A 24531-nucleotide genomic window follows, 5' to 3' on the forward strand; every position below is an offset into this window, starting at 1 on the left:
GCGTTATCAGACTGGGTTTTTCAAGTTGAAAAAGGATGCATCCGCCTTTTTCAGCTTTTGCATCCTTTAAACAGCCGCATCCTTTAAGCAGCCGCACCTTTGCCTGAAGCAGCTTTATCATCCTCCGTGTCCTTATCCATAAGCTTGCGGATGCCCTCAAAAGCAACAATCACGCCCAGAATCAGCAGAAGGACTGCAAACACCAGCTGAAGCGCGTTACCGAATACAAACTGGTTTGACAGGGCTGATACAAGGTCCTTGATTTTAAGGGTCAGGGCTGTGAAGGTAACGCCCAGCATGATGACCATGGGACCCCAGAGCATAACGCCCTGTCTGTGGGTCTTCTTTAAGAATACGGCGCAGGCTATCAGAGCCAGTGCGGAAAGCAGCTGGTTGGCGGAACCGAACAGAGGCCAGATGCTTGCATAGCCTGCCCTGGATAATGCGTAGCAGAGCGCCAGGGTCAGTATGGTGGAGAAATATTTGTTGGTCAGCACTTTGTTTAAGGAATTCTGATTGGCCGGGTCAATCTCATCATTGGTAAAGAATTCCTGGAAAGCAATACGGCCCACGCGCGCCACGGAATCCAGGCTGGTCAGGGCAAAGGCGGATATGGACAGCGTTATCAGCGTGTAGCTGATGGAATCCGGCATTCCCAGTGTGGTAAGGAACATGGCAATGGCCTTTGCAAATACCTGGGGAGGCGTACCTGCGGGCAGCCCTTCGCTGGTGGCCAGCGCGCCGACGGCAATCAGTGCCGTGATGGCCAAAAGACTTTCCAGCAGCATTGCGCCGAAGGAGACGGGAAGCATGTTCTTTTCATTCTTAATCTGCTTGCTGGCTGTTCCGGAGGATACCAGTGCATGGAAACCGGATACAGCGCCGCAGGCAATGGTCACGAACAGGGTTGGGAACAGATAGGAAATATTTCCCTTTGCATCTGTAAATACAAATGATGTAAAGGAGGGAAGGTTGATGGCCGGATTATAGACACAGATTCCCAGTACCGCACCGATAATCATGGCCAGAAGCAGGTAGCTGTTCAGATAATCCCTGGGCTGAAGCAGGGCCCATACAGGGGTCACGCAGGCAACAATCACATACAGGAATACGAATATAAGCCATGCGCCCTGGGGTACATAGACCGGAAAGGCCAGTCCCAGTGCAACGGCCAGCACAAGAAGGCCGATAGCAGCCAGTGTGTTTACCAGCTTGCTGCATTTTCCATATTTCAGGAAACATCCCAGCGCCACTGCAAACACAATGAACAGAAGGGATGTGGTGGCAACGGCTCCGTTGGCAACGATTCGCTCTCCGGTGGCGGCATCAAAACCATTGAAGGTGCCTGCCACGATGTCGGCAAAGGCAGCCACAACCAGGATGGAGAACAGCCAGGTGAATAAAAGAAACAGTCTCTTGCCAAGCCTGCCGATATAAACCTCGATTATGTAGCCAATGGAACGGCCCTTGTTCTTTACAGAAGCATACATAGCCGCAAAGTCCTGAACCGCGCCAAAGAATACGCCTCCCAGGAGAATCCACAGCATGACGGGCAGCCAGCCGAACATGGCGGCCTGGATGGGTCCGTTGATGGGGCCTGCCCCTGCAATGGAGGCAAACTGGTGGCCGAACACCACATTGGTATCAGCCGGAACATAGTCCACACCGTCCTCCATCTCATAAGCCGGTGTCTTTGCATCGGGGTCAACCCCCCATTTCTTTGCCAGATATCTGCCGTAAATCAGATAGGCGCCGCCTAATATGACTACGGCTAAAAGCATCATCACTAAACCATTCATCATCAAGTCTCCTCACGTATATAAAGTAGGTTTCAAAGAGTTTGCCCAGTAAAAAGAAAAGGTCCCTGCACCTTGCGATGCAGAGACGAATCAATCCGCGTTACCACTCTGTTTGCCGCCCTTAACAGGCAGCCCCTTAAGTTCCCGCTGCTCTCAGTCAGCCGGAATCTTTGTTAACGGAAAGAAACCCGTCCATCCCTACTATCCTCTCTCTCAGGAAAGGAGTTCAGGACAGAAGCTGTTGGGTGAGGCCATGACTCCTCTCGCGCGCCCTTCCACCAGCCGGGCTGCTCTCTGTGCCGGAATCTGAAACCATGACATTTCCCAGTCATTGCTTTTCTCAAGTATCAAACTCTTGATGCCAAGAAGTTTACCACTTTACCGCGGAGAAATCAATAATATTTTAACAATTTTTTTATACTTTATTTATATATTTTTCATAACTACAGGTTATACGCAAGCTTTCCCTCTGTTTTGCCGGATATGACATCCTCTTCAATGGCCTTCACCAGGCCCTGAATATGGTAAGTTTCAGCCACAATATCCGCCTTCATTCCATGTTTTTTCAACTCCCCTGCCGTTATGTCACCGATACATGCCAGCCTGGTCTGTCCTGTCCTCGGTCCGGGATTCACCCTCAGGCCGCTTGAAAGGTACGCCCTAACCCCGGAGGCGCTGGCAAAGGTAATATAGTCAAAGCCCTCTCCGGCGGGTATACTTGAGTCCGCGGGCTTACCTCCCACCTCATAAAGGACAATATCATCATAAACAATCCCGGCTTCTCCAAGTATTACGGTAAGAATCGGGGAACCGCCCCTGGAGCGGGCAATGAGGAGGCGGTCGCTGGGGGTAAGGATGGATGCCAGCCCCTTTGCCAGCGCCCCGGCACAAAAGGAATCCGGCATATAGTCCGCGTGAAAGCCGAAATTCGCCAGTTCCTTTTTGGTGCCGTCGCCAATGACTGCAAATTTTATATGCCCCAGCAGGCGGTAATCCCCGCCGGAATGCAGCAGTTCCTGAAAAAACAGGCGGACTCCGTTGGCGCTGGTGAATATAAGCCATGTATACGCGGCAAGGTTCCTGTAAGCTTCCTGCATGGCCGGACCTGCTGCATGGGAAACTACTTCCATATCCAGGATGTTAGATACGTCCGCCCCTTTCTGCTCCAGGGCCGTTCCAAGGCTGTCTGTAAAATGACGTGTGCCAATCATACCGATTCTGCATCCGGCCAGCGGACCCACAAGGCTGCATTTCATGTCAAAGGAGGCTGTTTGTCCCACAACAATAATTGCCGGGGTGCCAATCCCCTCCTCCGTTACCCTGGCGCAAATTCCGGAAAGAGGCGCTCTTACCACTCTCTGGCCGGGCAGCGTGCCCTTTTCGATGACGGCCGCAGGCGTATCCGGCGGCATTCCTCCCTCAATCAGCCTGGCTGTGATGGAGGGAAGCTGTCCCAGGCCCATTAAAAACACCAGGGTGCCGGGCAGGGAGCCATAGGCTTCAAACCCAGGGGGAAGGCAGTCTCTTCCGTCCTGGGTATGGCCTGTAATCACGTGGAAACTCCGGCTTATGCCCCTGTGGGTCACAGGGATTCCCGCACATTCCGGGACCGCTATGGCCGATGTCACGCCCGGAACGGTTTCATAGGGAATTCCCCGGGCCTCAAGCGCCTGGATTTCCTCGCCGCCCCGTCCGAATACAAAGGGGTCCCCGCCCTTTAGGCGGACAACCGTAAGCCCTGAGAGAGCCAGCTCCACCAGCACGGCGTTTATCTCATCCTGTTTCATGGAGTGATGCCCGGCCTGCTTGCCCACGTAGATTTTACGGCAGGCGGAGGGCGCCCATTCCAGGAACCGTCTGGATGCCAGATGGTCATAGACCAGGGCGTCACAGGAGCTGAGAAGCGCCTGTCCTTTCAGGGTCATCAGGGCCGGGTCCCCCGGACCTGCTCCTACCAGATATACCATTCCCTTCTTCTCCATATCACATCAATCCTTTCCATGCTTCCAACGCCAGTTTCTCCACATCCTCCGGCAGGGTCCCGCCGGTCAGATGAACCCTTTTCACCTCTCCATTACGGCTGCTGACGCCCCATACCTCCATCTGTCCGTCCCTGAGGACGGAGTAAATGCCAATGGGTTCATGGCATCCCGCGTCCAGCAGCTTAAGAACCCTTCGCTCCAGGTCCAGGCACAGCCGTCCGCCGCCATGGTCCATGGACTGGGTGAGCGTGTGGGCCCTGGTTCCGGTTTTGGCCTCCACGGCCATCAGCCCCTGTCCGCCCGCAGGAATGAATTCCTCCGGGTTCAGAAAGGTATACTCATAGGTGTCCTGTTCAAGCAGCCCCAGCCTCTTTAATCCGGCCGCAGCCAGGATGATTCCGTCAAAGTTCTCTTCTTCCAGTTTCCTGAGCCGGGTATGCACATTGCCTCTAAGGGTGCTGCATTCTGCTCCGGCAGCCTCCGGCCACAGTGTTTTCTGCATCATCTGCACCTGAAGCTGCCGTCTTGGGCTGGAGGTTCCGACCCGGACCGTGCTGCCCGGACAGACCCCGCGTCCTCTCAGGGTGACCAGCACATCCCTGGGATCCTCACGGGCGGATACAGCTGCAATGTCCAGTCCCTGTGCCAGTTCCATGGGAAGGTCCTTGGCGCTGTGGACTGCCAGGTCTATGACGCCCTCCTGTATGGCCTGTTCAAACTCGGAAACAAAGACCCCCTTGCCTCCGAATTCCTGCAGGGGCTTGTCCAGTATCCTGTCGCCCAGGGTATCCTTTGTGACGATTTCAACCTGTATACCAGGACAGACCTGCCTTAATTCATCAGCGACCAGCTGTGTCTGAATCAGCGCCAGGGCGCTCTTTCTCGTTCCAATACGGATGATATCATTCATGTCCTTGTTCCAGCTTTCTGTTTATTATAATTTGTATCTGTTCCCGGGAGAGACAGCCTCCATGGCTGAGTCCCTCCTCCGCCAGCTCATAAAACAGGGCTGAGCGGACCCTGGGAGAGTCCGGAAACAGGTCTTTGATTGTCTGTCGGCAGGCCCCCAGCTGGGCTGTCAGCGCTCCCAGGCTGTCCGGCATCACAGATTGGATTCTTGCCTTCAGGTACCTGGCAATGACAGGACTCATGCCGCCGGTTGAGATTCCCACCACCACAGGTCCCTCCCGGACGATGGAAGGAAAAATAAAGGAACATTCCTCCTTCACATCCACCACATTGACAGGAATCCGTTTTGACCTGCACAGGGTGGATATACGGCTGTTAAGGTCAGGCTCAGATGTGGCTGCAATGACAAAGTCGGCCCCATCCAGGTCCCTGTCCTCAAAACCCCTTCTGGTCAGCGTAAGGCAGTCCGCGTAAGTGCTGTCCGCAGCCATCTCATCCAGACCAGGGGACATGTCCGGTGATACCACTTCTATGACTGCGCCGTAGGGAAGCAAATCCCGCACCTTTCTCAGGGCCACGCCTCCGCCGCCTGCAATCAGCCATTTCATTCCCTCAATATCTGCAAAAAACGGAAAATATGCCATGATGTTCGCTCCTCCCATTCCTTCCCTGGACCGGTCTGTCCAGGGTAAGTACCGAAAAAGACGCAGACAGCCATTCACGAAACCTCTTGTCTGCGTCTCTTTCCTGATTAATTTTATCTGCCCCTTGATGCGTTTCAGCGCATATCCTGCTGCCTTCTCCGCTCATCTAACAGCCGTTCAAAATCCTCTTCCGTATAACCGATGTCAGCCAGACGCTGTCTGCGCTTTTCCCTGAGAATGCGCTGGCGTTCCCGTTCCGCTGCCTGCCGTCTTTTAAACCAGAGGACCCCGCCGCCTGCAAGCAATGCCAGGACCAGGGCCGCGCCGCCGCCTATAAGCACTGCCCTGGGAAGCTTAAAGGCGGTTTTGGTATCCTGACCGTCCTTTGGGGACTGGCTCTCCTGAGGGGTATCCTCGCCTGGCTCAGACGGAGTTGCATTGACAGCCTGGGCCCTGGAGCTGTAAATCCATGCATCTCCAATCCTGCGCTCATTATAGGTGTAGACCAGTCTGGCCACGGCGCCCTCAGGATGGCCGGCCGGCAAATCTGTCTCAAGTTCCTTATCGGCATCTGAGAACTGTGCGTCATTGGGCAGTGTAATGACCGCCCCGCTGTCAAAGGAGAGTTCCGAAGGCTCATATGTCTCCCCGGCAATGGTCACAGGCCCGTCGCCTGTAACATATTCAATTTCATTGTCCGCTATATTTACATTCCTGAATCTTGCAAAGCAGAAATCCAGTATGGTCTTTGTATCGGAATAGTGGGTTTTCTGGGTGCTCTTAAGGGTGACTGCAATCTGTCCTCTGTTATCCCGTCTGGCATAGGTGACAAGGGTCTGCCCGGCCTGGGATGTCCAGCCTGTCTTGCCTGCAATTGCATCCGGATAATAATTGGAATCATCCGGCAGCAGCATCTTGTGTTCAATGGAAAAGGTCCGTCCGTTGGGGTTGTTTGCAGTGGCCGGTATGGATGAGGTCCTGGCTGAGGCAATTTCCAGCACGGCGGGGTTCCTGAAACAGGCTCTGGCTATAATGGCCATGTCATAGGCCGTGGTGCGCTGGGTGTCGTCGTTGAGACCGGATGGATTGGCAAAGTGGCTTTCATTGCAGCCAAGCTCTTTAATCCTCTGGTTCATCATGTCCACAAAGGCCTGCCTGCTTCCCGCCACATGCTCTGCCAGGGCATTGGCAGACTGGTTGGAGGACTGGAGCAGCATGGCGTAGAGACACTGGCGGACGCTTAACACATCCCCTTCCTCCAGGTTGAACTTGTTGCCGGCCCCGGATTCCACATTGTATATGGCATCGTGTGAAAATGTGACCGGCGCGTCCAAATCACTGGTGTTTTCAATGACAACAAGGGCTGTCAGCAGCTTGGTAATGCTGGCCGGAATCTTTTGTTCGTGTATGTTCTGGGCAAAGAGCACAGCCCCGGAATCCATATCCATGACAATGCCGGCCTCTGACTGCACACCTGTATCCATGGGCCAGTCCGGTTTTGCAAAGGCAGTGATGGTGGTCATTGAAAAGACCATGATTAGACTTATGATTATGTAGGATATACGACGCATAATTACCTCTTCTTTTTCATCAAAATAAAACAGCCTACCCATGATTATATTTTAATAAAGGGCTGCTGTCAATGAATTAAAATTTCTAAATTGTATCTCGTTGAAAAACGAATTACGGTATGCAGGCAGGAAGCACCAGCTCCCTGCCGCCCAGACAGTTATCCGGATACAGCTGATGGGCTTTCCTTACCTGTGCCGTATCCACTTCCCTCCGGTCTGTGGCAATCATGTTGAATGCGGTGGGAAAGCTTATGTAGCCCTGCCGTTCTCCGGCTCATCCAGAACAGAATCAATATGGTAATTATTTTTTCCGTCTTCTTTTGCCTTATATAAGGCATTGTCTGCCATACGGAACATTTCCTCATAGGATATCCGGCCTGCCCGGCCCAGGGCAATCCCCATGCTGCAGGTGGCGCTGAAATCAGGATTATCCTTTAACGCCTGATAGATACGGTTTGCAAACCGTGTCAGCTGGTCCGTATCCTTGATTCCGGCCATGAACAGCATGAATTCATCCCCGCCGATACGGCCGGCCACATCATCCTGGCGCACGCATTTGTGTATGGTATCCCCGAAGGCTCTGAGCACCACATCACCGGCCTGATGCCCCCGCTGGTCGTTAATATGCTTAAAGTCATCCAGGTCCAGGATGAACAGGGCGCAGACCTCCCCTTGGGCCTGTTCCAGACAGGCGCGGCACAGCTCCTCAGTGGTGCTTTTATTCGTCAGCCCGGTCAGGGCGTCAGTCTGCGCCTTACGCCTCAGAAGGGTCTGCATGGCAATGGCTGCTTTTAACTCCTCATTCTTTTTCTGCAGAATCAGGTTCTGCAGTTTCTGGTGCCGGGCATCGTAACGCATGAACAGGATTCCCACGCCCAGCAGTGAGACCGCTATGACCCCAAAGGCAAAGTACAGGGGATAAGACTGTATGAAGTAACTGAAATCCTTATTTTCCTTACTTGAAAGAATGGTGGCGTACACGGCTTCATCCATGGCGCCCTCTCCTGCCTTTGCAATGGACTTGGAGAGGACCTGGGCCAGCAGGGGACTGGCATTCTCCGATACTCCTATGTATACAGGCGCAGCTGCAGTGCTGCCATCCACCACCACCAGGTTCATGCCCAGGAGATTCCGGTCCGCTGACAGTTTAATGGCAGATACCATGGCGCAGTCAGCATTTCCCTCCTCCACAGCGTTGAGGCAGTCTTTCGGTGTTTCATAAGCGACGATTTCCCAATTGGGATACTTGTCTTCCAATACCTCCTTCAGGCCGTTTACCTTTTCCACCATTGCAATCCGCTGGTGGGAAGACAGGTTCAGGGGCTCATCCTTTTTGCCCACCAGGCTGAAGCTGCAGTCGTAATAGGGAATGGTGTATTTAAGGCTGCCGGATACCCCGCCCCTTTGCTGTTTAAATACGCTCAGGCGAATCTGGGCATTTTCCCCAAACAATTCTCCGGCGGAATCCTCTGCCGGGGCAAGGGGAATAAATTCAAATTTCAGGCCGCTGACCTTGGACAGGTGCCTCATATAATCCACATAAGCGCCCTTGCAGGTTTTTTCCTTTTCATCGTACCATTCAAAGGGATAGTCAGACCGGGCCACCAGTACGGTCACCGGGCCGCTTTGCTTCACAAACTGGCTTTCCTCCCTGGTAAACTCAGCAAACTGTCTGTCCATCTCATGATAATACTTTTCATAAAGACCGGCTGAGTAATAGGGATTGTCTATGAAAATCTGCCTCAGGGCCTTATTGAGCCGTACCATCAGGCCCGGCTTATCCACGGATGTGATGAAGTAGGCCGGCATATAGTCGATTTTAGCCAGAAGCTTCTGGTTCATGTTGTATTCCATATTGCCGTTAATAATGGCATCTACCTCTTCCCGCTCCAGGGCCTCTACTATCTGGGTGCCGGTATCATAATATATGGCTTCATAGGAAAATCCGTGGTTTTTTGAATACTCGTCAAACAAACCATTGAGGAAATTGTCCTTAATCATGCCCACCCGGATTCCCTGGAATCCCTGGTAATCATCATAAAACAGGCGTTCATCTGATTTTCGGCCAATCAGGGCGGCAAAATCAAAGCAGCACTCGTAGCTGCTGAAAAGAAAGTCCTTTGCCCGTTCCTCGCTGTATTCGGCAGGAAGCAGTATATCCAGCTCCCCACTGCGCAGCATATCCAGGCACTCTCCCCAGGGTGCCTGGACATACTCATATTCCCATCCTGCATATTCTGCTATTTTATTCAGATAGTCTGCCCCATACCCAATGGCATAGCCGTCCTGGTCCAGCTGGATGAAATTCCCGATGTCAACACAGCCTACCCGCACTTTCTCCGCTGCCCTGACAGGAAAAGCGTAAAGAAGGCACAAAAGGAACGCTGACATAACCAGGAATATCCTGTTTTTAACCGCCGCCAATTTTTTCATCCCATCACCCTACAGGTTATATTTTATTTACTATTACGTTATGTTGATTATAACATGCAACTGTGGAGGATTCCAGTATTTCCGGTAAAATTATGCCGGTCAGCGGGTGATTTCCCTTAACCTGTAAAATACGTCCTCAAGCCGGACATATATATCACGGTAAATATCCCAGTACTTCATATAGTTCTCATGATTTTCCTGATTAAATCCATTGCTCTCATTGCGTTTCACCATGCATCCTGCCGCCTCTTCCAGGGTTTTGTACAGTCCGCAGCCATAGGCAGCCAGCACAGCCGCTCCCATGGCTGCGCCGCTGTCATTCTGTACGGTTGACAGGTTATGTCCGTATACATCGGCTATGATGGTTCTCCAGAGGCTCCCCTTTGCCCCGCCTCCGCAGAGCACATAGTCGTCCAAAGCCACGTCCAGCTCCCTGAGGACAGATATGCCGTCCATCAGGGAGTAGGCCACTCCTTCCATGACAGCGCGTATGAAGTGGGCTCTTGTGTGGCAGGATGAGGCGCCAAGGAAAACGCCTTTGGCGGCCGGATTTAAATGGGGAGTTCTGTCTCCCATCAGATAAGGGAGAAAAAGGAGGCCCTCTGAGCCTGCTGCTATTTGCGACGCCTGACGGCTCATCTCGTCATACACATCCGTGTGGCGGAGCCTGGCGGTTTCAATCTCAGGGGTGCAGAAATTTTCCTTCATCCATTTGAGGGCAAAACCCGAAGTGATGCTGCAGGTTATGACGGACCATTTTCCCGGAACAGCGCTGCAATAGGTATTGACCCTTCCCTTCCTGTCGGTTCTTATACGTTCTGTATTCGTGCAGATGATGCCTGAGGTCCCCAGGGATGTAAAACAGCTGCCTTCCCGGATAACGCCTGTCCCAACGGCAGACACTACGCTGTCCCCGCCCCCTGCAATGACCGGTATGCCCTGGGGAAGGCCTGTCTCCCGCCCTGCCCGGGCCGTGGTCCGTCCCGCCACTTGGCTGCATTCCAGCAACGGTCCTGTGATTGCACTGTCCAGGTCCAGCTTCCGGAATAAGTCCGGGGACCAGGCTCTCTCCGGCACATTTAAAAGCTGCATGCTGGAGGCGGATGTGACGTCGGTCACACACTCCCCTGTCAGCCTGAACCGGATGTATTCATGGGGGAGCATGATGTGCCTGCACTGTTCATAAATATGAGGCTCATATTTTCTCACCCATAAGAGGGAAGAAACACTGGAACCGGAAAGCGCAGGATTTGCAGTGATTGAGAACAGATTTTCTTCACCGACCCGGTTGGTGATTTCAGGCAGCATCTCTTCTCCCCTGTGGTCGCACCATAAGATGGCCTTCCTGAGAGGATGATAATCCTTATCCAGCATTACCAGACTCTGGAACTGTCCCGATACTCCGATGGCCAGGATATCCTTCTTTAATTCCTCTGTCAGAACAGTCCGGATGCTTTTTACCGCTGCATCCCACCAGACAGCAGGGGCCTGTTCCGCAAACCCCTCCTGTTCCTGGACCATGCCGTATTCAATGCTGCAGTGTCTCAGGATTCTGCCGTCCCGGCTGATTACAATTGTCTTTAAACCCGTGGTTCCCACATCAAACGAAAGAATACAGCCCATTTACCATCCCTCCAGTAAGTCTTCTTTTTCAAAATAGTACCGGTATGCCTTGTCTTTTTCCAGGATGTCCCTGAGGCTGCTGCTGCCGGAACGGATGATGGCCGCCATTTCAACGGAACGCTGTATGATGCTGTGCGCTGTTTCCAGGGTCAGGCGGTAATCCTCTGTCATAAGACCTGCTTTTTCCTTCATGGCATTGCTGTGGGAGTCCCAGACCCATCCGCCTGAACCTATATAGGAGGCATCAGGCGGAATATACACACAGTTCATCATAGCTGCGTGGCGCATGATGTCCATCATGCAGAGCTCTGCGCCGCCTCCGAAGAAATCCCCGCCCTGGGATATGACGCCGATGGTCTTCATATGGCGCGCGCCTCTGATTTCAAGCCCGTAATCCGCATTGCTCAAACGGTCCATCAGGCATTTCAGCTGTCCGGGTATTCCAGCCACGTACACCGGTGTACAGTATAATATGCAGTCTGCCCTTTTCCACAGCCGCCGGACGCCCTCAAAGTCATCCTTCAGGACGCAGCAGCCGCTGTTTTTATAACAGGCCAGACATCCCATGCACGGCCCCACCTTTTGTTCGGATAAGCTGATGCGCTTTACATCCACCTCAAATTTCAATGTTTTTGTATATTCCAATACAGTATCCAGTAAAAATTGGCTGTTGCCCTTTTTTCTGGGACTTCCGGATATTGCCAGCAAACGGACCGGACCCATTATGCCATCCCCTTTCTGCTGCGCCTCCTGTTTAAATCAGCCAGACGCCCTTCTCCATTACCTTTTTTCCATCCAGATACACGGCGCCCTCCTTCCGGGTATCCTTAATGATATCCCAGTGCAGCGCCGACCTGTCGTTTCCCAGACATTCGGGGTACCCGCGGCCCATGGCAAAATGAATGGTTCCGCCTATCTTTTCGTCGTAAAGTATATCCCCGCAATACCCGGTGATACCGTAATTCAGCCCTATACCAAATTCTCCCAGGGTAGAGGCCCCTTCATCTGTTGCAAGAATTTCCCTCAGCAGTCCCTCATTGGTTTCAGCAGAAGAACGGACTAATTTCCCATCCTGGAAGGTCAGCCGTATTCCTTCAATATAGTTTCCTGCATAAGCGCCCGGAAATTCAAAGTAGATGGTTCCGTTCACGCTTGTTTCAACCGGACACGTATAAACCTCGCCGTCAGGCATGTTGATATGGCCGTCTGCAACCGCATAAATCCGTCCGGATGTGGTAAATGTAATATCGGTCTCCTTTCCTGTCACCCGGACGCTGCTGCCGGCCGCCAGCAATTCCTTCACTTTTTGAAGAGCCGCGCTTTCTTTTTCCCAGTCCACAAGAGTTGAGTTGAAATAAAAATCCATCATATCTTCCAGCGGCATACAGGACTGCTGTGCAAATGCCTCGTTGGGCACGCGGGTCAGGACCCACCGGGTGCGGTTTCTCTCAGCAGACACCCTTCCAAGGGAACGCTTATGGGCAGACAGCCTGGCTCCGGGGATACCGCCCCATTCATAAGGATTTCTTGCCCCTCTGAGCCCTATGTAGCAGTCAGCCCAGTCCATACCCTTAAGACACATCTCATTGACCCATTCCACCTGGTCCATGGTGCCGTGCAGCATCAGGTCCTTCTCCAGGTATGCGGACTGGTATTCGATGAAGGGATAGCCGCCAGCCCTGACCGCTTCCCGGTAACAGGCCCGTGCCAATGGCTCTGTCTCTGTCTCCATCATGGTAATCAACACCCGGTCCCCTGGTTTGACCCCGATTGAATAGTTTACTAAAATTGATGCAAGAGCATCCCAGCGTTTATCCATTATCCTTTACCTACCCCATAATCTATTTTAATTTGTCGCAGTTTTCCCTCCATTGCTCCAGCTTATGAATCATGCGGGGACTCATGTTCTCCGGCTTCATCATAAGCCCCACTGCATGGGGGGAAATCAGCCCCTTTTCCGTAATGATTCCAGTAATCAGCTTTGCCGGAATCAGTTCGAAACTGATATTGATAATTTCTGATATCTCCGGCACATCCATGTCCGTCACTTCGCAGGCAGGGCGCAGGCTGTCCTTGATGGGGAATCCCAGCAGGGACAGCGGGTCAAATTTACTGGTATCCGCTGCCACATAAAAGGGAATCCCAAATTCACTGCAGACCAGGGCAGCCAGATAGGAGCCTGTTTTTGCATATACCTCCCCGGTGGAAGTAATGGCATCCGCGCCTATAACAAACAGTTTGCTGCCAGGTACTAATTTACACAGCAGTGCATCGCATCCAAAGGTGACCGGAATGCCTAATCCGCTGATTTCCCGCAGCGTCCGGTATCCCTCTGCATTGGGTCTGGCCTCAAAGGCAGCAGCCGTTATCTCCCTGCCCTCTCCTGCTGCGCATGTAAGAATCTCCATGACGGACCCGCTGGTAGAGAATGTGGCCACCTTATCCCCACGGGCAATGAGCCTGGCCCCCACCTTTCCTATCTTTTCCACGCATTGGCGCTGTTCCTGCCTGATGTCCTCCAGCAGCTCCAGGAAAGCCGTCTTAAGTCCGCTGTTGTCCCGGCTCCCCGCAGCGTGCGCTTCCGCAAAACACATACAGCGGTTCAGCAGATGAATTAACGGAAGAATGGGCGATGTGACGGCCAGAATGCTGTCCACATACCTTTCTATCCCTTCCAGGATATCGTCCGGTTCCTCTGCCTCAATCTCACATGCCATGGCTGTGATGCCGTCTTCCACCAGCTCCACGCTTCCGCCGTAAGCATCATCCCGTACCCTGTCACAATATTCTTTTAATCTCAACATATCAATCTTCTCCTAATCCCTTTATTATCCTTTAATTCCGCCTGCGGTCAGTCCGCCTACAATAAACCGCTGGATGGCTATAAACATTATGATTGCAGGAATGGACGCCAGCATGGCTGTTGTCATGAGCCATCCGTAATCCACGCCGAACTGGGTGACTGCAGATGCAATGACTGCTGTTACCAGCTGCATGTCATTGGAGTTCATGAACGTGGTGGCAAACAGGTATTCATTCCATGTGAGGATGAACACGTAAATGGCGGTTGCCGCCAGACCCGGCGTCGCCACCGGCACAATGATTTTCCATATTACAGCCGAGCGGGACAGGCCGTCCACCATGGCGCTCTCTTCCAAATCCTTTGGCACCCCGTCAATGACTGTCTTGACATTCCAGATGGCAAAGGGCAGGTTCATCATGGTGTTGGCAAGAATCAGCGGTATATATGTGTTGTATAATCCGGCCTTTACCGCCATCACATACAGGGCGATGGCCAGAAGCAGGGCCGGAAATGTCCGCAGGTTGACGAGAAAGCTTAACAGGAATTCCCGCCCCTTAAAATAATATCTGGAAAAACCATATGCAGCCAGCAGCGACAGTATCATGGTTATGACGGTTGCCCCCACAGCCACCACCAGCGAATTGAAGAACGGCCGCAGCATGTTGGCGCTGCGGAATATATTTGCGTAATTGGACAGCGTAAGCTGTCCGGGAAGCACAGAGTTGGTGAAGGGGTCATTGGAGGCCCTGAAGGAAGAGATGAGCAGCCACAAATAGGGCAGCAAATCTATGAATAATATGAGGGCCAGTGCAGTCCCCACCAATATCCTCTGTCTCTGTTTCTTTTCATCCATGGCTTTACTCCTCACTCATCATCTTCATTGCCATCGTGGTAAATAGTATGGATATCAGGAAAATCAGCACCCCCACAGCCGAACCTTCCCCGAACCGGAAGTTCTGGAACGATGTCCGGTAGGCCAGGGTTGACAGTACCTCTGAAGAATTGAGAGGACCGCCCTTTGTCATAATCCATGTCAGGTCCATATAGGCGGCAGTGCTTACAAAGTCAAACACAGCTAAGGTGATGATGTAATTCTTCATCAGCGGAAGGGTGACATCACAAAACTGTCTCCAGCCGGAGGCCCCGTCCATGCGTGCCGCTTCGTATAACCCGTCATCAATGGCCTGCAGTCCTGCCAGCAGAATCAGAAAATAAAAGGGTGTGAATTTCCATATGTTTGTCAGCGTCACGGTCAGCAGTGACAGGGAAGGACTTCCCAGCGGATTAAATGCGATTCTGGGATTGAATGTCCTTAAGATGATTCCCACCGGTCCCACCTTGGGATGAAGCATAACCTGAAACATAATGGCCACCACGGACGGCGATATGGCCCATGGTATAAGGAACAGGGACCGGCCGATTGTAAGGGTCCTTCTCTTCAGCACCTTATTGTTCAGGAGCACTGCCATAAACAAACCGATGATGATATGGAACGCGGTTGCAAAGAAGGAATATAACAGCGTATTTGACAGTATCTTCACGAAATTCCTGGATGAAAAGACGGTCATATAGTTTTTCAGACCGATAAATTCCGGTGCCAGTCCAAGTCCCTTCCCCTCTGTGAAAAGACTCAGATAAATGACATACCCGGCAGGATAGATGACCATGATGCCAAAGAACAGGATGCCCGGCAAGATGAATAAGACTCCCCTGCTGAATTTCAGGTTTCCAATTTTTATATAATCCATTGCACGCCTCTCTGTTTTAGAAAAACCTGCAAAAATTTGCAGGTTTTAGCCTATTATTTCCATATTAAGTCAGCTGCGCCGGGGTCATACTTTTCCAATATTTCATTCCACTCTTCAGCTGCCGCATCCAGCGCATCCTTGGGACTCATTTCCCCAATATAAGCTGCCTGCAGATAATTCCGCATAATCTGGTTTAACGCGATTGACTCAGGATAATGGTTGGCGGGCACAATGTATTCATTGTCCTGCATGGCCAGTTCCTTCATCACCTGCCAGTCCCTGTCCTCTGCGTAATATGGGTCATCCCATGCGCTGTAAACAGGCGGCGCGTTTCCGGTTCCCTTATTCCATTTGAGCAGTACTTCGTCTGAGGTCATGAATTCGATGAATTTCCATGCCTCCTCCTTATGTTTGGATATGGACGACATGCCAAGTGAGGTTCCTCCGGAAAGGTTTCCAAAGGTTTTTGCGGTTGTCATGGGCAGGACACAGATATTCTCTTCCGGATATGTATTCCTCATGGTTGAGAGCATCCAGGGACCGTCTGTCCACATGCATAAGGTGTGTGCAATCTGCATGTCCTGAAGCATGTTCAAATCCGTGGTGGTTATGCCGGGAGGAATCAAATCATCCTGAATCAGGGAGCACACGTACTCCAGTGCCTCCACGCCCTCCGGGCTGTTGAACACGGCTTTTCCGTTTTCAATTATCCTGCCTCCGGCCTGGAACAGGAAGGGCCAGAACTGCCACTCCGTGCCGTTGGTGTTGCCGCCCACAATGCCGATGCCGTATGTTCCGGCATCCGGGTTTCTTAAAGCCTCTGCGTATTCGCGGAAGGTATCCCAGTTCCATTCCTCGCCAAAGGCCGGGATTTCAAGACCTGCTGCGTCCAGCATATCCTTGTTTGCAAACCAGGAATCAGGACCGGCCCTGAATGGCACCGCGTACAGGTTCCCGTCGTATGTATCCATCTCACGGCATGATTTCACAAAGCGGTTCAGATAATCTGTTTCATCCACATAGCTGCCCAGCAGCGGTTCAAGCATTCCATTGGCTGCTGCGTCCGGGGACCAGAAGGTCATGATGACATCCGGCGGGTTTCCCGCGTTGTGTGACAGGGCAAGTTTGTTATAACATTCCTCTGTGGGAACATCATCTGCCTGGACCCGGATGCCCGGATTCTGTGCTTCAAACTCCTTGATGAGTTCGTCTTCCACCTGTGTGTTTCCGGCCTGCCGCATATAGACAATGGTCACTTCCGCGTCCTGCTGTTCCTGCTGTTCCTGCTGTTCCTGCTGTTCCTGCTGTTCCTGCTGCGTCTGTTCTGTCTGGTTTGCAGTCTCCTTTGCCGTGCTGCTATCAGCTGCGCTTTCAGGCGCGCCCCCTTTTTGGCATCCGAACAATGACAGCGCCATTCCGATTGAGAGCATTACCGCTAATGTTTTTTTCATATAACCCTCCTTTTCCGACCCCATAAGTCGTTTGATTCATTGTCTTCTCCTGATTTTATTCCTGACCCCTGAATTTCCTGACCACATCCATGAATTCCCTGACCCGTTTCTCGTCCACTCCGTTTTCGAACTTTCCGTCCACCTTAAATGTAGTCCCAACCACGGCACCGTCTGCCACAGACAGCTGTGCTTCAATGGTATCGGGCCTGCACCCGGTATTTGCCAGTACCACTGTATCCGGTACGGCATCCTTGACTCTCTTCAGTATCTGGGAATTAGTCTCAGACCCGGCTGTCAGGCCTGAAACGCACAGCGCGTCTGCTTTGCAGTTAAACACCGTGGACCTGGCAATCTCCACAATATCCCTGTCAGCCACATACTTTGCCGCTTCCGGAAGAATGTTGAATATCAGCCTTACATTCCCCGCGTCAATGCTTTTTCTGTGCCTGGCCACCCTGCCGAAATCCGTATTCCACAGCCCAAAGTCACTGGCGTATACCCCGGAGTAAATCTCGCGTACAAAATCAGCGCCGCACGCTTTGGCAAGGTCCAGTGTCTTCTCCCCGTCCCACAGTACATTGACGCCAAAGGGAATCCTGATATAGCGTTTCAGCTCCCCGATGGCTGTTGCCATGGCTGCCACAGTAATGGTATCCACCTTGGTCAGATAAGGAAGACTGAATTCATTTGAAAACATGACAGAATCGACTCCGCCGTTCTGCAGAGCAATTAAATCCTCATACATGTTTTTTATGACCCAATCCATTCCTTTCTGCCCATCGTACCCGGGGTCACCTGGCATGGCCTGCATGTGGCACATGGCAATGATTGCTTTCTCTGTCCCAATCACCTCTTTTAACCAACTCATTTACCTTCTCCTGCTCCCTTCTGTTTGTTTATTGCAAATCTTGACCTTGTATACCCCTATACTAAAATCAAGTTTGTTATCTGATGAATGGCCTTTTCCATACCGCTGTCCAATCCATTGTCAGTGACAATGCAGTCTGCCTCATCCAAATCAAATACCTTGGATAATGCGGTTTTGCCGAATTTGCTGTGGTCGGAGGCCAGGACCGTCATCCGCGCTGCCTGTGCAGCCAGACGCTTTATGACAGCCTCGTCAAAATTAGAATCAGACAATCCGAAATTCACATCCACTGCGTCGCAGCCCAGGATGCTGATGTCCACCTTTATGTTCCTGAGAAAATCCTCTGCAAGCCGTCCTGTCATCAGGTTGTAATCAAACCGCCGTTCCCCTCCGGTTACTATCAGGCTGCTGGTAGGATGGATGGGAAGGAACTGCGCAATGTACAGGTTGCTTGTTATGATGGTCAGATTCTCAAGCCCGGCAATTTCCCGGGCCACAAAGTACACGGTGGTTCCGGAACCCAGATAGACATTGTCGCCGTCTTTGACCATCTTCGCCACTTCCTTTGCAATGCGCGTTTTTTCCTCCCTGCGCAGCTCCATCTTGGTGTCATATGTATATTCGATTATCTTTTCCTGCGGCTGTACCGCTCCGCCATGGGTGCGTTCAATTTCCCCTGCCTCCGCCAGATTATCCAGGTCACGCCTTACCGTTGCCTCTGATACCTCCAGATAGGATGCCAGTTCTTTAATATTGGCTCCCTCCTGTTTCCTTATATAATCCAGAATCATCTGTTGTCTTTGTGCAGGAATTTGCAATGTTCTCATCTCATCATCCCTATCTTTTTATTTGTTACCTTATTTATATCATATTACTGCATATATTTCAATATAAATTGAAAGATTTTGTAATTATTTTTAAAATATATTGCAAAATCTTTCAAATACACAGGCTGCGGCTTACTATCCTGTTTTTTAGGCCCTCATGGCGCTGAAGCACAAAAAAGGCAGACGGCCCATGGGGGCCTGTCCGCCGGAAGAAAAGGACTGATATTGGAAGGATATTTCATCAGGTTATGGGCCGGGCAGAGCATTTCCTCCCATGGCGCCAGAAGCACGATTTTTCCCATACTGCTTCCCTCTTATACGTTTCTACTGGTCCAGACGCTTCTTTAAAAATTCCAGCCCCGCCAGAATCACGCCGCCCAGTATAAAAAACAGGATACTGAAGGTGGAAAAACGCATGGGCTCCCTGGGCACATCCAGGGTGGTCGGCCCCATGGTAATGGCATAGAGAGAGCCTGTCATCAGGCCGATGATGGTATAGATGGTCTGGGAACGGTACCGTTCCAGGCACATCTTGATGATTTTAATAATACCTACGATTCCGGTGATGACGCCCAGGCCGAATACCATCAGAATGGGAAAATAATCCATATTCATGTGCAGGAATTCCTTCACAGCCCCTATGATGGGCACATAAAGCCCGAATATGAGAAGCAGTGTGGAACCTGAGATGCCGGGCAGCACCATGGCTGTTATGGCAATCATGGCTGTGAAAAACACATACACCACCAGCCCCAGTGAAAGGTGTTCCACGGATACACGGATGCCCTCTCCGCCCGAGGGATTAAAATAGGTGATACAGAATACCAGCAGGACTCCTGCCAGAGTAAAGATAATATTTCCGTATCTGCCCTTTAACACTTCCTTTTCCTCGCGAATCACCATGGGAATGGCGAACAGGGTCAGTCCCAGAAACAGGGAGCTGATTTGATAGATATGTGCCTCAAAGAGGCTGGACAGAATCAGAACCGACATGCAGAAGCCGGCGACCCATCCCACTCCCAGCTTTACCAAGAACAAAAAGGCAGTCTTTCTTCTGCTGTTGTCCCGGCCCATAAGGTCATTCAGGGATTCAATGAAGGTATCATAAAAACCCAGTAAAAAAGCAATGGTTCCTCCGGACACCCCCGGAACGCTGTCCGCCAGGGCCATGCAGAAACCTCTTATTCCATTTAATAGCACGTAATTTTCCTCCTGTTATTTTTCCGCCGCCCGGTTATACCGGAAAGCAGCGTGATTTTCTCTGAATAATTATACAGGAATTGACAGAAAGTTCAAGCATGGTTTTTCCGGGCTGCACTCCCATTCCCTATTTTCTTTCTTTCCTTTAAGCTGTTCCTGTGGTATCATAGTACTAATTTAAATTGTGAAAGGAAGGGAAATCCCATGTATGAATTGATTCAGGCCGGACCCAGAAGCTTCTATATAAATTGTCCGGTCAAAATAGGTGTGTATCTGATTGATGATGAGAAAGTCTGTCTGATTGACAGCGGCAATGATAAGGATGCCGGCCGCAAGGTGCGCCAGATTCTGGAGCGGGAGGGCTGGGGGCTCCACGCCATCATCAACACCCACTCCAATGCGGACCACATTGGCGGAAACAAATATCTGCAGCAGCAGACCGGCTGCCGGATTTACGCCAGCAGCATGGAAGCTGCTTTTACCAGATACCCCATATTGGAACCGGCTTTTCTCTATGGCGGTTATCCCTTTAAGGACCTGCGGCATAAGTTCCTGATGGCCCAGGAAAGCGATGTGATGGATGTGACCCAGCTGTCAAAGGACCTGCTGTTAAAAGATTTGGAACTGATTCCTCTTCCCGGCCATTTCTTTCAGATGATTGGCATACGCACCCCGGATGATACCGTATTTCTGGCCGACTGTCTCAGCAGCCACGCCACCCTGGAAAAATACCGGGTGTCCTTTATATATGACGTGGCGGCCTATCTGGAGACATTGGATAAAGTGGCGGCCATGAAGGCAAACCTGTTTGTGCCGGCCCACGCCGAAGCCTCCGGCAATGTAGCTGCCCTGGCAGACTATAACAGGGAATGCGTCATGGAGATAAGGGACCTGCTTCTGGAGCTGTGCCGCGTTCCCAAGACCTTCGAGACACTGCTTAAGGAGGTTTTTGACCACTATGGCCTGGTCATGACCTTCCAGCAGCATGTTCTGGTGGGAAGCACCATACGTTCCTACCTGTCCTGGATGAAGGACATGGGTGAAACAGAGGCTTACATAGAGGGTAACTCCATGTTTTGGAGAAGCTGACAGGCGGGTCCTATATCAGGTCCTTGAGGCTCATCTGCTCTCCCGCTCCCTTGTCCTCACATTCATGATGACGGACTGTCAGGCTTCGCTGCCCTCTTTTTGCCTGGCCTCATTGACCCCAGCCCTTTATAAACCACGCATCCTATATAAATCAATCCCATATAGCCAACAAAGGGATAAAATACATTGATTAAACGGCTGAAGGGAAGCATCCCCAGCAGAAACGCAGCCGCTGCCGCCGCAGCTGCTGTCATCCTGTTTCTGGCTGGGGTAAGGGATGGGATACGGCTGCAGACCGTCCACATCATAGTGGAGCAGGAAGAAAACATGCCCAGGACCAGAACAATGGAGAAGACAGCGCCCAGCACATAGGAAATGTGTTTGGCCAGGTACAGGGTGGGAATGGCCAGGGCCCCGGCATCCTCTGAGTGGAGTAAAATGGCGGTGTTCATGATGGCGATGGCCAGTATCATGGTAAAGGCGCCCCCTATTGCGCCCCACCTGGCTTCCTTTCTGCTGCGGGCCGCCATTCCCAGGGCTGTGAAATAGGTGCTGCCGCTGAGAAAATTCAGGGATATGTAAAGGACAGAGCTGACCAGCCAGCTGGGGGCTGACCGGGATGCGCCCGGCACCGCCTTATATCCGGGGATTTGGGACAGGTTTCCAAAACCGCGGATTACGGTGGTCAGGCCGACCATCAGGGTGAATGCGATAATAACAGGTCCGATGGTGGAAACAATTCGAATCAGTTTTTCAAATCCGGTCAGATAAGCACATAGGACCATGACAGCCATTATCACGGAACCCAGATAACGGTTTATGCCGTAATACTCTGATAGGGTGGCCCCGGCTCCGGAAATAAGCACCGCCATAATCATCAGAAGAGTGACCGGAATCAGCCATGAATAAAATCTTCCTGCCTTCTTTCCGCAGAAAAAGATAAAATGGTTGAAATCCCTCTCATCCCTGTGGTCATATCCGGTGGTAAGCAGTACCTGACCCAAAAATAAAAAGCCAAGGAGATTCAGCAGTACCACACCATAGCTGCAGTATCCATAACTGGAAAAAAACTGAAGAATCTCCTGACCCGTAGCAAAACCCGACCCGATAATCCAGGCAATAAAAGCTCCTGCAAACTTTATCACTGCCCTGATATCACAACTGTCCCCTGTCTCCTTCATTTTAACTCCCCCTGAGTGTCTGTTCCTGATTCCGTTATATTATAGCAGAAGGAATACAAAAAATACAGCATTGGATGCCATAATTCATATCCAATGCCATATTTGTCAAACAGTTGACTTATTCTCACAGGAGCACATTGATTGTCTTATTCTCCCTGGAGCGCGTCATATCCCTGCTCTCCGGTGCGGACCTTTACCACGTTCTCCACGTCGTACACAAATATCTTTCCGTCTCCGATGCTGCCTGTGTATAGGGCTTTTCTGGCTGTCTCTATGACATCCTCCACAGGAATCCTGCTCACCACCACTTCCAGCTTTACCTTTGGAAGAAGGGCCGCCTCCTCCACCCGGATACCCCGGTAGTAATTCACATGGCCTTTCTGTGTTCCGCAGCCCATGACCTGGGTGATGGTCATGCCGGTAACGCCCAAATCCGTAAGGGCGTCCTTAAGGGCAGTAAACCTGGCCTGGTTGAACACCATCACCACCTTTGACAATTTGACATCGGCGGACGCTGGTTCGGATGATGGATAATGTTCCACCGGCACGACCTTTTCCACGGGTACCCTGTCCGCCCCCGCGCCTTCTGCCTGACCTTGCGCCTTTCCGGTAAACACCATGGGCATGAAATCCGCATAGGAGCTGGCCAGATTGTGTTCTGTGACATCCAGTCCCTTGGTTTCCTCCTCCACACTGGCCCTGAGGCCGATGGTGTGCTTCAGCACATAAAAGGTGATAACCATGGTCACGCTCACCCACAGGATAACGGAAACAACGCCTAAAAACTGTATTCCCAGGAAGGAAAATCCGCCGCCGTATACAAGGCCTCCGTCCACTGCAAACACGCCGGTGAGAAGCGTTCCGGCTGCTCCGCACATGCCGTGGACCCCGATGGCGCCCACCGGGTCGTCAATCCTGCACACCTTATCAATGAATTCAATGCCGAATACAACCACAAAAGCCGCTGTCAGTCCAATGAAAAACGCGCCCGCAGGGCTGACCATATCGCAGCCGGCCGTGATTGCCACCAGACCGGCCAGGGAACCGTTCAGCGTCATGGAAATGTCCGGTTTCCCGTAGCGGAGCCAGGTGATAATCATGGTAGCAACCGTGGCTGTGGCAGCCGCCAGGTTGGTGGTTACAAAGATATTGCCTGCGGAATATACGGCTGCATCGCTGTCCATGGCAACTGTGGAGCAGCCGTTAAAACCAAACCAGCAGAACCAGAGAATAAACACTCCAAGGGCGCCCAGGGTAAGGCTGTGGCCCAGAATCGCATTGGGCTTTCCGTCCTCCGTGTACTTACCGATACGCGGTCCCAGCACCTTTGCCCCAATCAGGGCTGCGACGCCTCCGCACATATGGACGGCCGTGGAACCTGCAAAATCGTGAAATCCCATCCTGGCCAGCCATCCGCCGCCCCAAATCCAGTGCCCTGACACAGGATAAACCACTGCGCTGATGACCGCGCTGTAGATACAATAAGAAATGAATTTGGTGCGTTCTGCCATGGCTCCCGACACAATGGTTGCTGCTGTTGCGCAGAACACGGTCTGGAAAATCAGGTAGGCAGGAAGGGGAACGCCTGCCGGAAGGATTCCGGAATAATCCCCCCGCACCAGCGGGTCAAATCCTCCTATATAGGCCCCTGTCCCTCCGAACATGATACCAAAGCCTGTAAGCCAGAATAAAGGGGTCCCAATAGCAAAATCCATCAGGTTCTTCATAATGATGTTTCCCGCATTTTTTGCCCTTGTAAAACCAGTCTCCACCATGGCAAAGCCTGCCTGCATGAAAAAAACCAGGGCCGCGCCTAACAGGACCCAAATTGTGTTTACCGCTGAAAATTCCATAATGCATTCCTCCTTGAGGTTGATTGTTAATGGGGATGCGCATTCGTGGGGGAATACGCAGAAAGAGGTGCATTGCCCGCCCGGTACCTGGCTGCGGCAATACACCTCTTTGTGTATCTGTTATCTGCACAGAAAATAGAGAAAGCGCCGGCTGTCTAAGCACCGGCGCTTTTCTTTATGTGGCTTATTATAGTGCCCGTTTTCAGAAAAGTCAATGGGAAATTAAGATTTTGTTAATTAATTACTTTAACTGCGGCTTACAGTCTTCCATCTGGCTTTCTGGCCTTCAAACTGCTCGTTCAGCCAGTCCACCCCTTTCGCTATGCCGTCCGTATCAAAGGTCAGGACTATTTGTTCCTTTTGGTCCTCGGGCGTGGCGTCATAGCCGTATGGCTCAGGCCATATGGTGACACCCAGGCGCGGTCCGTCCGCGCCTTCCACATCCAGTTTTTCCATGCGAAAACGCATTCCCTTGTGACTGCCGGTAAATTTCTCCTTTTTCAGGAAATTTACCGGCATAAAATTCTTCAGTTCCAGCATAAGCCAACCT

21 protein-coding genes are annotated in these 24531 nt (G+C 51.7%); 1 reads left to right on the forward strand and 20 read right to left on the reverse strand.

Annotated features, from left to right (window positions below; genetic code table 11):
• Window positions 1-83: 83 nt before the first annotated feature.
• From I2H39_RS01205 to I2H39_RS01285, 17 genes are all read right to left on the reverse strand, one after another.
• Window positions 84-1799 (reverse strand): carbon starvation protein A, encoded by a 1716-nt coding sequence (locus I2H39_RS01205; RefSeq protein ID WP_347708565.1) that lies wholly within the window; start codon window positions 1797-1799, stop codon window positions 84-86.
• A gap of 443 nt (window positions 1800-2242) precedes the next feature.
• Window positions 2243-3781, reverse strand: a complete 1539-nt coding sequence (gene cobA / locus I2H39_RS01210) for a uroporphyrinogen-III C-methyltransferase (RefSeq protein ID WP_227146909.1) — start codon at window positions 3779-3781, stop codon at window positions 2243-2245.
• Between the two features lies 1 nt (window position 3782).
• A complete protein-coding gene (hemC, locus tag I2H39_RS01215; protein WP_138311458.1) occupies window positions 3783-4691 on the reverse strand; it encodes a hydroxymethylbilane synthase in 909 nt (302 codons plus the stop codon).
• Window positions 4684-5334 (reverse strand): bifunctional precorrin-2 dehydrogenase/sirohydrochlorin ferrochelatase, encoded by a 651-nt coding sequence (locus I2H39_RS01220; RefSeq protein ID WP_227146912.1) that lies wholly within the window; start codon window positions 5332-5334, stop codon window positions 4684-4686. The genes hemC and I2H39_RS01220 overlap by 8 nt, the downstream gene beginning before the upstream one ends.
• Window positions 5335-5468: 134 nt before the next feature.
• Entirely contained in the window at window positions 5469-6905 is a 1437-nt protein-coding gene (locus I2H39_RS01225; protein WP_195625625.1) for a D-alanyl-D-alanine carboxypeptidase family protein, read from the reverse strand.
• Window positions 6906-7154: 249 nt separating this feature from the next.
• Window positions 7155-9338 carry a GGDEF domain-containing protein gene (locus I2H39_RS01230; RefSeq protein WP_227146915.1) on the reverse strand — a complete coding sequence of 728 codons (2184 nt, stop codon included), beginning with the start codon at window positions 9336-9338 and terminating at the stop codon, window positions 7155-7157.
• 99 nt (window positions 9339-9437) lie between these two features.
• On the reverse strand, window positions 9438-10961 hold the full coding sequence (gene xylB, locus I2H39_RS01235; protein ID WP_195625626.1) for a xylulokinase: 1524 nt from the start codon (window positions 10959-10961) through the stop codon (window positions 9438-9440).
• A complete protein-coding gene (locus I2H39_RS01240) occupies window positions 10962-11684 on the reverse strand; it encodes an NAD(P)H-dependent oxidoreductase (RefSeq protein WP_138311454.1) in 723 nt (240 codons plus the stop codon).
• 31 nt (window positions 11685-11715) lie between these two features.
• Window positions 11716-12780 (reverse strand): aminopeptidase, encoded by a 1065-nt coding sequence (locus I2H39_RS01245; protein WP_195625627.1) that lies wholly within the window; start codon window positions 12778-12780, stop codon window positions 11716-11718.
• A 22-nt stretch (window positions 12781-12802) separates the two neighbouring features.
• The gene (locus I2H39_RS01250) at window positions 12803-13765 is read right to left on the reverse strand and encodes a translation initiation factor eIF-2B (RefSeq protein ID WP_138311452.1); all 963 of its coding nucleotides are present in this window, start codon (window positions 13763-13765) and stop codon (window positions 12803-12805) included.
• 24 nt (window positions 13766-13789) lie between these two features.
• The gene (locus tag I2H39_RS01255; RefSeq protein WP_138311451.1) at window positions 13790-14617 is read right to left on the reverse strand and encodes a carbohydrate ABC transporter permease; all 828 of its coding nucleotides are present in this window, start codon (window positions 14615-14617) and stop codon (window positions 13790-13792) included.
• A gap of 4 nt (window positions 14618-14621) precedes the next feature.
• Entirely contained in the window at window positions 14622-15512 is an 891-nt protein-coding gene (locus I2H39_RS01260) for a sugar ABC transporter permease (protein WP_138311450.1), read from the reverse strand.
• Window positions 15513-15565: 53 nt separating this feature from the next.
• The gene (locus tag I2H39_RS01265) at window positions 15566-16963 is read right to left on the reverse strand and encodes a sugar ABC transporter substrate-binding protein (RefSeq protein ID WP_195625628.1); all 1398 of its coding nucleotides are present in this window, start codon (window positions 16961-16963) and stop codon (window positions 15566-15568) included.
• A 55-nt stretch (window positions 16964-17018) separates the two neighbouring features.
• The gene (locus I2H39_RS01270) at window positions 17019-17831 is read right to left on the reverse strand and encodes a BtpA/SgcQ family protein (protein ID WP_138311448.1); all 813 of its coding nucleotides are present in this window, start codon (window positions 17829-17831) and stop codon (window positions 17019-17021) included.
• Between the two features lie 56 nt (window positions 17832-17887).
• Entirely contained in the window at window positions 17888-18658 is a 771-nt protein-coding gene (locus I2H39_RS01275) for a DeoR/GlpR family DNA-binding transcription regulator (protein WP_138311447.1), read from the reverse strand.
• Between the two features lie 155 nt (window positions 18659-18813).
• On the reverse strand, window positions 18814-18960 hold the full coding sequence (locus I2H39_RS01280; RefSeq protein ID WP_171042725.1) for a hypothetical protein: 147 nt from the start codon (window positions 18958-18960) through the stop codon (window positions 18814-18816).
• 22 nt (window positions 18961-18982) lie between these two features.
• On the reverse strand, window positions 18983-19828 hold the full coding sequence (locus I2H39_RS01285; protein ID WP_195625963.1) for a DUF368 domain-containing protein: 846 nt from the start codon (window positions 19826-19828) through the stop codon (window positions 18983-18985).
• A 234-nt stretch (window positions 19829-20062) separates the two neighbouring features.
• On the opposite strand from I2H39_RS01285, the gene I2H39_RS01290 reads away from it, so the two are divergent.
• Complete coding sequence (locus I2H39_RS01290; protein ID WP_195625629.1) at window positions 20063-20947, forward strand: MBL fold metallo-hydrolase; 885 nt, start codon at window positions 20063-20065, stop codon at window positions 20945-20947.
• 62 nt (window positions 20948-21009) lie between these two features.
• Here I2H39_RS01290 and I2H39_RS01295 read toward each other — a convergent pair whose 3' ends face one another.
• The 3 genes from I2H39_RS01295 to I2H39_RS01305 form a co-directional block, all read right to left on the reverse strand.
• Complete coding sequence (locus I2H39_RS01295; protein ID WP_195625630.1) at window positions 21010-22128, reverse strand: hypothetical protein; 1119 nt, start codon at window positions 22126-22128, stop codon at window positions 21010-21012.
• A 146-nt stretch (window positions 22129-22274) separates the two neighbouring features.
• Window positions 22275-23984: an ammonium transporter gene (locus tag I2H39_RS29425; protein WP_347708566.1), complete on the reverse strand. Its 1710-nt coding sequence runs from the start codon at window positions 23982-23984 to the stop codon at window positions 22275-22277.
• A 243-nt stretch (window positions 23985-24227) separates the two neighbouring features.
• A complete protein-coding gene (locus tag I2H39_RS01305) occupies window positions 24228-24521 on the reverse strand; it encodes a hypothetical protein (RefSeq protein WP_195625632.1) in 294 nt (97 codons plus the stop codon).
• Between the last annotated feature and the right edge of the window lie 10 nt (window positions 24522-24531).

This window comes from Clostridium sp. 1001283B150225_161107_B6 (genome assembly GCF_015556325.1).
In the GTDB taxonomy this organism is placed as follows: Bacteria; Bacillota; Clostridia; order Lachnospirales; family Lachnospiraceae; genus Enterocloster.